The 13598-nt window shown below is 63.1% G+C and carries 10 protein-coding genes; 3 read left to right on the plus strand and 7 right to left on the minus strand.

What is annotated here, in order from left to right:
* Nucleotides 1-6: 6 nt before the first annotated feature.
* The 6 genes from FQ775_RS14765 to FQ775_RS14790 all read right to left on the minus strand — a co-directional run bounded on the left by FQ775_RS14765 (nt 7) and on the right by FQ775_RS14790 (nt 6750).
* Nucleotides 7-1392 carry an aldehyde dehydrogenase family protein gene (locus tag FQ775_RS14765; protein WP_146301721.1) on the minus strand — a complete coding sequence of 462 codons (1386 nt, stop codon included), beginning with the start codon at nt 1390-1392 and terminating at the stop codon, nt 7-9.
* A 58-nt stretch (nt 1393-1450) separates the two neighbouring features.
* Nucleotides 1451-2821 (minus strand): glutamine synthetase family protein, encoded by a 1371-nt coding sequence (locus FQ775_RS14770; protein WP_146301722.1) that lies wholly within the window; start codon nt 2819-2821, stop codon nt 1451-1453.
* A 106-nt stretch (nt 2822-2927) separates the two neighbouring features.
* Nucleotides 2928-3980, minus strand: coding sequence for a TRAP transporter substrate-binding protein (locus FQ775_RS14775; RefSeq protein WP_146301723.1), 1053 nt, complete (start codon nt 3978-3980; stop codon nt 2928-2930).
* Nucleotides 3981-4100: 120 nt separating this feature from the next.
* On the minus strand, nt 4101-5423 hold the full coding sequence (locus FQ775_RS14780) for a TRAP transporter large permease (protein ID WP_146301724.1): 1323 nt from the start codon (nt 5421-5423) through the stop codon (nt 4101-4103).
* The gene (locus FQ775_RS14785; protein WP_206064758.1) at nt 5420-5929 is read right to left on the minus strand and encodes a TRAP transporter small permease subunit; all 510 of its coding nucleotides are present in this window, start codon (nt 5927-5929) and stop codon (nt 5420-5422) included. Before FQ775_RS14785 ends, FQ775_RS14780 begins: the two co-directional genes overlap by 4 nt.
* A 50-nt stretch (nt 5930-5979) precedes the next feature.
* Nucleotides 5980-6750, minus strand: coding sequence for an N-formylglutamate amidohydrolase (locus tag FQ775_RS14790; RefSeq protein ID WP_146302132.1), 771 nt, complete (start codon nt 6748-6750; stop codon nt 5980-5982).
* A gap of 151 nt (nt 6751-6901) precedes the next feature.
* Between FQ775_RS14790 and FQ775_RS14795 the strand changes: the two genes are divergently transcribed.
* The 3 genes from FQ775_RS14795 (at nt 6902) to FQ775_RS14805 (ending at nt 12224) form a co-directional block, all read left to right on the plus strand.
* Nucleotides 6902-7720 carry a MurR/RpiR family transcriptional regulator gene (locus FQ775_RS14795; RefSeq protein WP_146301725.1) on the plus strand — a complete coding sequence of 273 codons (819 nt, stop codon included), beginning with the start codon at nt 6902-6904 and terminating at the stop codon, nt 7718-7720.
* Nucleotides 7721-7910: 190 nt separating this feature from the next.
* Nucleotides 7911-9086 (plus strand): efflux RND transporter periplasmic adaptor subunit, encoded by a 1176-nt coding sequence (locus tag FQ775_RS14800; RefSeq protein WP_146301726.1) that lies wholly within the window; start codon nt 7911-7913, stop codon nt 9084-9086.
* 12 nt (nt 9087-9098) lie between these two features.
* A complete protein-coding gene (locus FQ775_RS14805) occupies nt 9099-12224 on the plus strand; it encodes an efflux RND transporter permease subunit (protein ID WP_146301727.1) in 3126 nt (1041 codons plus the stop codon).
* Between the two features lie 183 nt (nt 12225-12407).
* On the opposite strand, the gene FQ775_RS14810 is transcribed toward FQ775_RS14805, so the two are convergent.
* Nucleotides 12408-13583 (minus strand): ABC transporter substrate-binding protein, encoded by a 1176-nt coding sequence (locus FQ775_RS14810; RefSeq protein ID WP_146301728.1) that lies wholly within the window; start codon nt 13581-13583, stop codon nt 12408-12410.
* Nucleotides 13584-13598: the final 15 nt, after the last annotated feature.

Genomic DNA, 13598 nt, shown 5'->3' on the forward strand with positions numbered 1-13598 from the left:
CAAAGGTCAGACTGCCTGCCGCAGGTGATAGCTCTTCGGCCGGGTCAGGTTCTCGTAGCCGACGACCGACATCGCGCCGCCCTTGCCGGTATCCTTGACGCCGGTCCAGACCAGCCCCGGATCGACATAGTCGCAGCGGTTCATGAACACCGTTCCGGTCTCGACCCGATCGCCGATCGCGGCTGCATGATCGGCATCGGCCGTCCAGATCGAAGCCGTCAGCCCGTAGGGGCTGTCGTTCATCAGCGCAATCGCCTCCTCGTCGTTCCTGACCTTCATGATGCCTACGATCGGGCCGAAGCTCTCCTCGCGCATGACGCTCATCTGGTGATCGACATTGGTCAGCACTTCGGGCGCCAGATAGGGCGAGCCTTCAAGGTCTCGATCCACCTTCATGCCGATATGCGCCGTCGCGCCCTTGCGCAACGCCTCCGCCCTCTGCTCGCGCACGAAATCGGCAAAACGCGGCTGCGCCATTGGCCCCATCGTCGTCGCTTCGTCGAGCGGGCTGCCGACGACATAGTTCTTCGTCTCGGCGACGAAGCCCTCGACGAAATCGTCATAGACGTCCTCGTGCACGTAGACACGCTCGATGCCGCAGCAGCACTGGCCGGTATTGTAGAAGGCGCCGTCAACGAGATTGGCCACCGCGTGGTCGAGTTTGACGTCGGGCAGCACGTAGGCCGGATCCTTGCCGCCCAGTTCAAGACCAAGCGTGGTGAAGGTGCCGGCGGCAGCCTTTTCAATCGCGCGTCCACCTCCGACCGAGCCAGTGAAGTTGCAATGGTCGACCTTGCCCGAACCGAGCAGCTTCTCCGTCTGGCCATGGCTCATGACCAGGTTCTGGAACAGCCCCTTTGGCAGACCGGCCTTGTCGAAGGCAGCCTGGAAACGCTCGCCGACCAGCAACGTCTGCGCTGCATGCTTCAAGAGTACAGCATTGCCGGCCATAAGGGCGGGTACAATCGAGTTGACCGCGGTCAGATACGGGTAGTTCCATGGCGCGATCGTGAACACCACGCCGAGCGGCTCTCGTTTCAGGTAGCGGCGGAAGCCGGGTTTCTCGTCCGGCGGAACGAACGGCCTCAACGCGCTTTCGGCGAGGTCGACCATATAGCGGGTGCGCTCCTCGACCCCGCCCTTCTCGCCGCCGAAACGCACCGGCCGGCCCATCTGCCAGGCGAGTTCCGGCACGATCTCGTCGTTCTTGGCAAGAAGCGCGTCGAGGAAGCCAAGCAGATATTTCCCGCGTTCGCCGAGCGGCGTTTGCGCCCAGTCCAGCTGCGCGGCGCGCGCCCGTTCGACCGCTGCATTGATTTGCTGCTCAGAGGCGACGGGCCGCTCCGCATAAACCGAACCGTCGACAGGTGATTTCAGCTTCACGGTTTCCAAGGGTGTCTCCCTGAAGGTTGTGCGCAAGCACCCTTCGCTGCGAAGGGCGCATAGTCGTTCAGTATCTCTCAAAGCCCCTGTGCAGTTCCCAGTCGGTCACCCGCCGATCATATTCGAACTGCTCCCATTTGGCGGTATGCAGATAGTGCTCGACCACCTCCTCGCCGAGCGCGGTCTTCAGCATCTGCGACTTCGCCATCGCCTCGGTCGCCTCGCGCAGCGTCTTGGGGATCTCCTTGAGCCGCGCGCCGTGGTAGGCGTCGCCTTCGAACGGCTTGTCCAGTTCGAGCTTCTCGTCAATACCGGCAAGGCCTGCTGCGATCAGCGCGGCAAAGGCAAGATGCGGGTTGAGATCGGCACCGCCGACCCGGCATTCGATCCGGATACCCTTCGTACCTTCCCCACACAGCCGGAAGCCTGCGGTACGGTTGTCGCGGCTCCACACGATCTTGGTCGGCGCGAAGGTGCCGACCTGGAAGCGTTTGTAGGAATTGACGTAGGGCGCGAGAAACCAAGTGAACTCGCGCGCATATTTGAGCTGCCCGGCCACCCAGGAGCGCATCAGCGGCGTCATCGAATATTCGCCCGCCTTGTCATGGAAGAGAGGGGTCTTGCCGTCCGCGCTCCACAGCGAGTTGTGGATGTGGCAGGAATTACCGGCGAGTCCGTAATCATATTTTGCCATGAAGGTCACGGCTTTGCCGAGGCTGTTGGCGATGTCCTTGCAGCCGGTCTTCAGCACCACGTGCCGGTCGGCCATCTCCAGCGCCTCCGCGTATCGCACATTGATTTCCTCCTGGCCCGGCCCCCACTCGCCCTTGGAGTTTTCCACCGGGATCCCGGCGCCCGCGATCCCGTTGCGGATCGCGCGCATCACCCCTTCCTCCTTGGTGGTGAGGTGGATGACGTAATCCTCGATGTAGGGCGAGGCGGTGTCGAGGCCTTGCCAGCGCTTGCCGCGTGCGGAGTCGTAGGTCTCCTCGAAAAGATAGAATTCGAGCTCGGAGGCGAAATAGGCGAGCCAGCCGCGCTCCTTCAGCCGCTCGACCTGTGCCTTCAGGATCGCTCGCGGCGAATGCGGCAGGTCGGCATGGGTCGCGTGATCTTGGATGTCGCACAGGACGAGTGCGGTCTTTTCCAGCCACGGCAGCCGGCGGATCGTCGAAAGGTCCGGCTTCATGACGAAGTCGCCATAACCCTTGGTCCAGCTTGCCGCCTTGTAGCCCGGCACGGGCTCCATATCGATGTCGTTGGCAAGCAGGTAGTTGCAGCCATGCGTCTCGTCATGCGCGGATTCGACGAAATAGGTGCCGATGAAGCGCTTGCCGATCAGCCGCCCCTGCATGTCGACAGCGCTCGCCAGCACCGTGTCGATCTCGCCGGCGGCGACCGCCTTCTTCAGTTCCGCGAAAGTCAGGTTTCCGGGCATTTGAAACTCCGCCGAACCAGCCGGCAACATGGTGTCTGATATCTACCCGGCCAGCAACGCCGGCAGGAGGTTCCGGCCGGGCGCGGTTGCCCGGCCGGCGGGTTCATCACGCGTAGCGGTAGGGCGGACCGGCCTTGCGCATCGTGTCGCGATAATTCTTCAGGATTTGCACGACGCGGGCGCTGCGCTCACTTTCGCCCGCGATTTCTTCCCACAGCTTCTCGGCCGCATCCTCGACCTGCTTCCACTCCGCCTCCGGAATGGTCGTCAGCTCGAGTTTCGTTCCCTCGGTCCGGAGCTTGGCCTCGCCGCCCCAATACCAGTGCTGGCGGTAATAATGCGAGGAATCCATGCACAGCCGGAACAGGGTCTGCAGCCGCTCGGGAATGGCGTTCCAGCGCTCGGTGTTGGCGAAGAACGAGCCAATCCAGGCCCCGGTGATGTTGTTGGTCAGGAAATAGTTGGTCACGTCTGCCCAGCCCACCGTGTAGTCCTCGGTGATGCCCGACCAGGCCATGCCGTCGAGTTCGCCGGTCTGAACCGCCACCTCGGCATCCTCATACGGGATATTGACCGGCACGACACCGAACTGGCTCAGGAACCGGCCCGCGGTCGGGAAGGTGTAGACCCTGAGGCCCTTGAGGTCTTCCAGGCTGCGAATTGGCTTGGTCGTATTGAAGTGACACGGATCCCAGGAACCGGCGCTCAGCCAGGTAACGTTCTCGACCTCCGAATAGGCCTCTTCCCAGATTTCCTTGAGCCCGTACTGATTAAACAGCACCGGGACATCGAGCGAATAGCGCGTCGCCGACGGAAAGTAGCCGCCGAAGACGGAAACGTCGACAGGCGCGGCCATCGAATCCTCGTCGCTCTGCACCGCGTCGATGGTCCCGGCCTGCATGGCCCGGAAGAGCTCGCCGGTCGGCACGATCTGGTCGGCCGTGTAGAGCTCGATCACCATTTCGCCGTCGGCTACCTTGTTGAAGGCGTCGATCGCCGGCTTGATGACATGTTCCGCGAGCGCCACGCCGGCATAGGTCTGCATCCGCCAGCGGATCGGGCTCTGCGCACGCACATAAGGCGTCGCAAGCGCTGATGTGCCGGCAGCGGTTACACCGGCGAGGCCGGCCTTCTTGATGAATTGGCGTCTGTTCTGCATCGTCTGTTCCTCTCTTCTCTTCGTTCACCCTCTTCTCGCCGCCCCTCAGGGCCGGCATTCGCGGCGCAGCGCCCGCCTCACCTCCTTTCGCAATCTGCGCTCCTCATCATGTTCCTTCGATCAGCGGAGATAGACATGCTGCGGCAGCCACAGCGCGATCTGCGGAAAGACCATCACGACGATCAGCCCGAACACCATCACTGCCACGAACGGAATGATCGACCGGTAGATGTCGCCCAGCGTGATCTCCGGTGGCGCCATCGCGCGCATCAGGAAAAGGTTGTAGCCGAAGGGCGGCGTCATATACGCGATCTGGCAGGTGATGGTGTAGAGCACGCCGTACCAGATCAGGTCGAAGCCGAGCAGCTTGACCAGCGGCACATAGAGCGGCGCCACGATGACCAGCATCGCGGTATCGTCGAGAAACATGCCCATGATCAGGTAGGAGAGCTGCATCAGGATCAGCACTTCCCACGGCGTCAGTCCGAGCTGGTCGACGAAGAAATGCTCGATCGCCTTGACGGCCCCCAGTCCGTCGAAGACGGCGCCAAAGCACAAAGCGGCGACGATTATCCACATGAACATGCATGAAACCGCCAGGGATTTGCGCACCGTGTCGTGCAGAACCTGGCGTGTGAGCCGGCCCTTGACCAGCGCCGCAAAGGTCGCGGCCACCGCGCCCACCGCCGAGCTTTCCACCAGGCTGGTGTAACCCATCAGGAACAACCCGGTCATCATGAAGAAGATGAAGAAGGGCAGGATGCCTGCCTGCAGCAAGCGGAGTTTTTCGCGCAGCGAAACGTTGCGCTCTTCCGCTGGAAGCACCGGCCCGAGGTTGGGCTGCAGCCAGCAGCGCACCGCGATGTAGACGATGAAAAGCGTCGCCATCAGCAGACCCGGAAACACACCTGCGAGCCAGAGCTGGCCCACCGGCTGGCGCGCGATCATACCGTAGAGCACCAGCACCACGCTCGGTGGTACGAGGATGCCAAGGGACGATCCGGCCTGGATCACGCCGGTCACCATCACCTTGTCGTAGCCGCGCCGGAGCAACTCTGGCAGCGCGATCGTGGCGCCGATCGCCATGCCGGCGACTGACAGGCCGTTCATCGCCGAGATCACCACCATCAGCCCGATCGTGCCGATGGCAAGCCCGCCACGCACCGGCCCGAACCAGACATGGAACATCTTGTAGAGATCGTCGGCGATGCCCGACTCCGACAGCATGTAGCCCATGTAGATGAACAGCGGCAGCGTCAGCAGCGGGTACCACTTCATCAGCTTCATGGCGGCCGAGAAGCCGAGTTCCGAGCCACCCGTGCCCCACAGCAGAAGCGCGAAGATGACCGCCACGAAGCCGATCGCCCCGAAGACGCGCTGCCCGGTCAGAAGCAGCACCATCATCCCCGAGAACATGGTGATGGCGATCATCTCGTAGCTCATGACAGCTCCCTGCCGCGCGCTGCCGCGACGTCCCGTATGAGCTGCGCCACCGCCTGCAGGATCATGAAGACGATACCGATGCACATGATGATCTTGATCGGCGCCATGTAGGGCGCCCAGGCCGAATAGCTCTGCTCGCCATACCGCAGTGCGTAGCCGGTGCTGGAGATGCCGCCATAAAGCAGCATGCCGAGATAGAAGATCAGAAACAGGATCGTGACGCTGTCGATGGCCGCCCGCCGCCGCGGGCTCCATTGCGCGTAGACCAGGTCCATGCGTACATGGGCATCGTTCTGCAACGACCAGCCGCCGCCGAGCATGTAGTAACCAACCATGAGGAACTGGGCCATCTCCAGCGTCCAAAGCGGCGGGATGGCCACGGCCTTCATCACGGATGAATAGAGCAGAACGCCCATCATCGCGAAAATCAGGTACATCGCGAACAGGCCGACGACGCGATTGACCGCGTCGACCATGCGTACGTAGCGGCGCAGCACGTCAGGCACGAGGCACCTCCCCGCTGGAGGTCACGCCGGTCATCAACCCCGCCTCCGCTTCATGCCGCATATCCCGTCTGTGCGAGAACTGCCACGAGCCGGTCGGCCCATAGCGTCTGGCCCGCCCCGGTCGCGACCTCATCATTGCGGATTTCGATCATCGCGCAAGGTAGCCCTCGCGCCCGCGCGTGTCGTTCAAGCGAATAGTAGACACCGTCGGCCGGGGAGTAGGGCTGGTTGTCACCCACCGCCACGCCATCAAGTTGCGACAGGGCTTCGAGCATCGGTCCCGCGAGGCGCTCGTCGTCATCGTGCAGGATACCGACATGCCAAGGGCGCTTAACCCCATTGTAGACTGGGGTGAAGGTGTGAACCGAAATGACGGCAGCACCCCTGCCGGCCGCTTCACGCCCTGCCAGCACCCGATCCACCGCCGCGTGAAACGGCGTATGCGCCAGCGCTATGCGCCGCGTCCGTTCTTCCGCGTCGATCGCCAGATTACCCGGCACCGCCGTAGCCTCGCTGATCGCCGGAACAAGATCCCGCGCATCGCAGGCCCTGTTGCAGTCGACAACCAGTCGCGAAACCCCTGACTCGACGAGTACGGCGTCGAGGCGCTCCGCCATCAGCCGGGCCACCGGAAGCGCGCCAGGATCCCAGGCAATATGCCTGGCAAGGTCGGCGGCGCCGAGGCCAAGCGAGCCCAATTCGTCGGGCACGAAATTGGAAGCATGATCGCACAGGATCACAAGCTGGCCGGCGGCGTCCTCGCGCGTCACCCGCACCGCCTCGAACTCCTCCCCGACCTCGCTTGCCTGCGCCGTTCCCATCGCGCCTGGCCGCCCTTCGACCACGTAATGAATGATACGTCTTCTGCGCAGTTGCACAGTTGTGAATGATTTCATACATTTTTCGCGAGCTTGTCAAACCCGATCGCGGCAATGTCTGCGTATCGGTTCGACGCCCGGGAGGAACGCCGGAATGGCAACCAGCATTGCAGAACTGATTGCCGACAGAATGGACACGATGCCGGCCCGCGAACGACGCGCCGCACAGACGCTGGTTGCCAACTATCCGCTGATCGGGCTGAAGACCGTGGCCGACTTTTCCCAGCAGGCTGGGGTCAGTTCGCCGACGATCCTGCGCTTCGTCGCGAGACTCGGCTTTCACAACTACGCCGAGTTCCAGTCCGCGCTTCAGGATGAACTGGCGGCGCAGTTGCAGTCGCCGCTTGTCCGCACGACCATGGCCGACACCTCGTCCGAAACGCTCGACGCGACGCTTGAAAACATCCGCGGCACGTTCCTGCATCTCTCCGACAGGCAGATTGCCGAGATTGTCTCGCTGCTGTCGAACCCTCGATCGAGCATCTTCCTGATCGGCGGCCGCTTCACCGACCCGATTGCGCGTTACATGGCCGCGCACATGACCATCATCCGCCCCGGCGTGTTCCACCTTGCCGGTCAGGAGAGCAATTGGCGCGACCGGCTGATCGACATGGGCAGGCGCGATGTGCTCGTCGTCTTCGACATCAGGCGCTACCAGGAGAGCCTGCTGGCCTTTGCGGAAACGGCAAGCAGGCGCGGCATCCATATCATTCTCCTGACCGATCAATGGCTGTCGCCGATCGCGCGCTTTGCGCGCCATGTCATCGCGGGGCGCACCGCCGTGCCATCCGCCTGGGATTCCTCCGCGGCACTTTTCGTTGTCGCGGAGCGCCTGATCGGCGAACTGACAGGCGCGCTCGAAGCCGAAAGCGAAGCGCGCATACGCGATCTGGAAGCGCTCCGGCAAGGTTGAGCAAACGCGCGCTATCCTCCTTATGTGACCAACATTTAATGTTTTTCCGCGTGCAGTTCGTCCGGAGAATTGTCATAAAGGACGCATAGGGACGTCTCATGGAGCCGGGCCTGCTTTGTGTCGCCGTTCACGCCCACCGACAAGCAGAACACCGATCGACCTGGAGCGGCCGGGCAAGCCGGAGTGACGAATGTCCATCTGGAAACAGCTAGCGCTGACATTGCTGGTCCTTGTTGCCGCGGCGGCGATCTGGGCCCGTTTCTACCCAGGCGCCGGCGATCATCTCGCGCGTTGGGGGGTCGACTGGCTCCCCGTTGCGGCCACCAGCGCCGCTTCCGAAAGTGAGGACGGCAATCGCCGCGGACGCGGCGGCTGGGGCCAAGGTTCGGTGGTAACGGCTCCCGTCATCGAGAGCACCATCAACGACCGGCTTTCCGCGATCGGCACTGGTCGGGCAGCGCGTTCCGTTACGATCACGCCCTATACCAGCGGCCGGATGACCGAGATTCTTGTCGAATCGGGTGCCTCGGTGAAACGCGGCGACATTATCGCAACGCTCGATTCCGAAACCGAGCAGATCGCGTTCGACCGCGCCCGGATAGCGCTCGGCGATGCCGAAGCGCGCCTGGAACGCATCAAGGCACTCAGGTCTTCCAATACGGCGAGCGCCGTGCAGCAGACCGACGCCGAACTGGCCGTCGAAAACGCCCGCCTCGCGCTGCGCGACGCGGAGCTTGAACTCGAGCGTCGTTCCATCAGGGCGCCGATCTCCGGCATCGTGGGGATCCTGCCGATCACGGCCGGCAACTACGTCACCGCGCAAAGCGAGATCGCGACCGTCGACGACCGCTCGGAGATCCTCGTCGATTTCTGGGTGCCGGAACGGTATGCCGGAACGGTCTCCGTAGGCTCGTCGCTGACTGCCGTCTCGATCGCCCGCCCAGGCGAAGTTTTCGAGGGCAATGTCTCCGCCGTCGACAACCGCATCGACGCCGCCAGCCGTACGCTTCATGTTCAGGCCCGGCTCGACAATGATGGCGACCGCCTGCGCGCCGGCATGTCGTTCCAGGTCACCATGCGCTTCCCGGGCGATGTGCATCCAGCCGTCGATCCGCTTGCCGTACAATGGGGTGCGGACGGCGCCTTCGTATGGGCGATCCGCAATGGTCGCGCCGAACGCGTCCATGTCCGCATCGTCCAGCGCAACGCCGAAAGCGTGCTGGTGGACGCGCAACTGGCGACTGACGACGTCGTCGTCACCGAAGGCATCCACGCCGTACGCGAGGGCGCCGAGGTGCGGCTGGCAAGCCGCGACCGGCCGGCAGCGCCACAGCAGGGCGACGGCGCAGCCGCCAGCGGCTCGTAAGGATCAGCTCACATGAGCGTGAAAACCGATCCCGAACTCGGCATGACGGCGCTTTTCGTGCGTCGTCCGGTGCTAGCTTTCGTCATGAACGCTCTGATCGCGGTAGCCGGTCTTGCGGCCTTCTTCGGCGTCGAGGTACGTGAATTGCCGGAAGTCGACCGACCGGTTATCACAATCCGCACCGAATATCCCGGCGCGTCGGCAGAAACCATTGATCGCGAACTCACCGGCCTGATCGAAGGCGCGGTCTCGCGCATCGCGGGTGTGAAGGCGATCTCGTCGTCGTCCTCCTTCGGCCGCAGCAACGTGACCGTCGAGTTCAATGACGATGCCGACATCGACGGCGCCGCGTCCGACATGCGCGATTCACTCGGCCGTATCGCGCACGACCTGCCCGAAGACGCCGAAGCGTCTCGGATCATCAAGGCCGACGCCAACGCCCAGGCGGTCATGCGACTTGCCGTCACCTCGGCCACCATGACGGTCCAGGACATGACAATCTTCGTCGAGGACGAGATCGTCGATCTGCTGTCTTCGGTCCCCGGTGTCGCCGACGTCCAGGTCTATGGCGACCGCGACAAGATCTTCCGCATCGATATCAACCAGGCGCGGCTGTCGAGCCTCGGCCTGACCGTCGGCGACGTGCGCAACGCACTGTCCTCGATCGCCTTCGACGCTCCCGCGGGTTCGCTCACTAGCAACACGCAGGACCTGATCGTGCGTGCTTCGGCCTCCGTCACGACCCCGGACGCGTTCGAAAGCATGATCATCAGCGGCCGCGCCCGGCTGGGCGATTTCGCTTCGGTGACGCTCGGCGGCGATATCGGCGAAAGCCAGTTGCGGGCGAATGGCAAGACCGGCATCGGGCTCGGCATAGTCCGCGCAGCTCAATCCAACACGCTGGAGATTTCCGAAGGGGTGCGGGCCGCTGCCGAGCGCATTCGCGAAAATCTCCCCGAGGGCGTCGACATCGCGGTGACCAGTGACGACGCGACCTTCATCAATGGCGCCATCCACGAGGTCGAGATCGCGCTGGCGATCTCGGTTACGGTCGTGCTGCTGATCATCTTCATCTTCCTCTGGGACCTGCGCGCCACGATCATCCCGGCGGTGGCCATCCCGGTGGCGCTGATCGGCACCGTCGCCGCCATCTATCTGGCCGGCTTTTCGATCAACATCCTGACCCTGCTCGCTCTCGTTCTTGCGACCGGCCTCGTTGTTGACGACGCCATCGTCGTGCTCGAAAACATCGTCCGCAGGCGCAACATGGGCATAGGCCCGCGTGCGGCCGCCGTGCTCGGCACGGACGAGGTCTTCTTCGCCGTCATCGCCACCACGGCCACGCTGATTGCCGTTTTCGTGCCGCTATCGTTCCTGCCTGGCCAGACCGGCGGCCTCTTCCGCGAGTTCGGCTTCGTGCTGGCGATCGCCGTTTTCCTGTCCTCGATCGTCGCGCTCTCGCTTTGCCCCATGCTCGCCTCGCGCATGCTGCGCGACGGCACCCAGCACGAGCACAAGAGCGGCCCGGTCGGCGCCTTTGGCGGCATGCTCGCCGGTCTCTATGGCCGCCTCCTCAAATGGTGCCTTGATGCCCCAATGGTGGTGGTGGCGATCTCGGTCATGTTCGCCGCGACCGCGGCAACGCTGTTTCCGACCATCAAGTCCGAGCTGACCCCGACCGAGGACCGCTCGCTCGCGTTCATGCGGGTTTCGGCTCCGCAAGGCGTGAGCCTTGACTACTTCGCCGAGCAGATGCGTCGCATCGAGGCCCGGATCGGCCCTTTGCGGGACTCAGGCGAAGTCGAAAGCATCTTCTCGCTCGCCGGCTGGGGCGGAACGTCCAATAGCGGATTTCTGGTGATGCGGCTTGCCCCTTGGGAAGACAGGGAGCGCTCGCAGCAGGAGATCCTTGACGACGCGAACCGGATGGTGGCCGACATAACCGGGGTCCGCGCGTTCGCCTTCCAACCCAACAGCCTCGGCATTCGCGGTGCCGGCAGCGGACTTCAATTCGCGGTCGCCGGCGGCAACTACGACGTCCTCGACGAGACGGCGGCGGCGATTGTCGCCGAAATGGAGAAAGATCCGCGGTTCCGCCAGGCGCGACTGTCGAACGATTCGACCCAGCCGCAGCTTGCCGTGGTGATCGACCGCGAGCGCGCGGCAGACCTTGGCATCGAGATCGCCGGTCTCGGCGAGGCGATGCAGGCCATGCTCGACGGCCGCAAGGTGGGCACGGTCTTCATCGAGGATCGCAGCTTCGACGTGAAGCTGGTCTCGACCACCAATCCGATCAACGATCCCACCGACCTGGAAAACATCTTCCTGAAGACGCGTGACGGGCGTTTTGTGCCGGTTTCCACGATTGCATCCTTGAGCGAGAAGGCTGTGCCGCCCTCGCTGGAGCGTGAGCAGCAGTTGCGAACGGTCTCGATCACGTCGGCGCTGGCGCCGGACTTCGCGCTTGGTTCGGCCTATGAGCGCGCGCTGGAAATCGCCGAGCCGCTGCTTCCGCCCGGCTATCGCATCCTGCCGCTGGCCGAAACCGCGACACTCGGCGAACAGTCGGAAAGCATGTCGACCACCTTCGGTTTCGCCATTATCATCATTCTTCTGGTGCTGGCGGCGCAGTTCGAAAGCTTCGTCAGCGCCATCATCATCATGGCCACGGTGCCGCTCGGTCTGGCCTGCGCCGTCTTTGCCATGCTGATGACTGGTACCACGCTCAATGTTTACAGCCAGATCGGTCTGGTGCTTCTGGTGGGCATCATGGCCAAGAACGGCATTCTTATTGTCGAGTTTGCCAACCAGTTGCGCGACCGCGGGCAGGATGTGCGCGAAGCGGTCGAGAATGCCGCCAATGTCAGGCTGCGTCCGGTGATGATGACCATGATCTGCACCATAGTCGGCGGCCTGCCCCTGATCCTGGCCAGCGGCGCCGGCGCCGAGGCTCGGATCGCGCTTGGCTGGGTCATCGTCGGCGGGCTCGGGCTCGCGACCGTCTCGACACTGTTCCTGACGCCTGTCGCCTATCTGCTGCTTGGGCGTTTGGTGACGCCGAAGGCGCATGAGGAAGCTCGCCTTCACCGCGAGATCGAGCAGGCGCGCGGCTCGTCGTCTTCCGTCCCTGGCGAATAACGGCCTGGAGCTGTTCATCGTTTCACAGAAACGTTCGAATGGCTCTAACCGCTTGTTTCTGCGCAATTCCGGACGGAAAACTGCTTTCCACGTTTCCTAGAGTTTGCTCTAGCGGCGTACCACATAAGAAAACCGCGCGACCCGGAGGGCCGCGCGGTCATTCTCGATATTGATTATGTCAGATCAGTTCGAGCTTGCCGGGTCGACGCGAGCGACCTCGACCCACTTGCCGCCTTCGATCTTCGAGATGACGATCAGTTCGCCACCCTGATGGTCGGCGCCGACATCGATCGGCACGTCGTTGATGACGTCGTCATACTTCAGGCCTTCCATCGCGGTGCGGAAGGTGGCCGACGTCAGATCCTTGCCCGCAGCCTCGAGCCCGAGGACCAAGGTCTTGGCCGCGCTGTAGCCGAGCTGGGCGGCCGTATCGGCCGGCTGGCCGGCATAGGCCTGATATTGCTCGGCCCATTCCTTGACCTCTGGAACGTCCAGGCGGTCTTCGAAGTCCACCCAGCCGGCGGCTGCGTAATAGCCTTCGGTCACGCCCTCGGGCACCTTGGCGACGGCGGTGTTGAAGCCGGCTGACGAGCCGATGAACGTCACGTCGGTCCAGCCGAGCTTCTTGGCCGTGCCGTAGGCGACGATCGTCTGGCGCACGCCGAGCGCGGTCGCGACGATGTCGCAGCCGGCATCCTTCAGCTTCTGTATCGAGCCGACAAAGTCCTGCTCGTCAGGCTTGTGGGTCGTCTCGGCGGCCCAGGTCAGCCCGAGTTCCTCGGCTTCTTCCTTGGCTCCTTCCTGGATCTCCTTACCGAAGTCCGAGGGGATGTACATGGCGCACACTTCCTTGGCGCCCTTCTCGCTGGCAAGATGCTTCACGCCGGCCCGAAGCTGGTCATAGTAGGACGAAAAGCCGGCATATTTGTAGGCGATGTCGCCTTCCAGCATCTGCCGCGCCGCGGTCAGCGGACCGACATTCGCCACTTCCTTGGATTCCATGATCGGGAAGCCGGCAATGTTGTGCGGCGTTCCAAGGTTGAGGATCATCGCAAAGACCTGGTCGGAATTGACCAGTTTGTTGAAGTTCTGAACCGCCTTCGGCACTTGGTAGCCATGGTCCTCGACGACGAAACGGATCTTGCGGCCATGGATGCCGCCATTCTCGTTGACCTCGTCGAACAACATCTGCGCGGCCTTGATCGCGCCGACATTGAACGCCGCAAAGATGCCCGACAGGTCGCCGTTGGAGCCGATGACGATTTCGTCGTCGGTGACGCCCTGGGTTGCGTAAGCGGCCGACCCCATGCCGACCGCCGTGGCGGCCGCCAGGATCGATCTGGTGATTGTCTTCCTCATTTCAATTCCTCCTTG

The sequence above is a fragment of the Nitratireductor mangrovi genome (assembly GCF_007922615.2).
Classification (GTDB): Bacteria; Pseudomonadota; Alphaproteobacteria; order Rhizobiales; family Rhizobiaceae; genus Mangrovimarina; species Mangrovimarina mangrovi.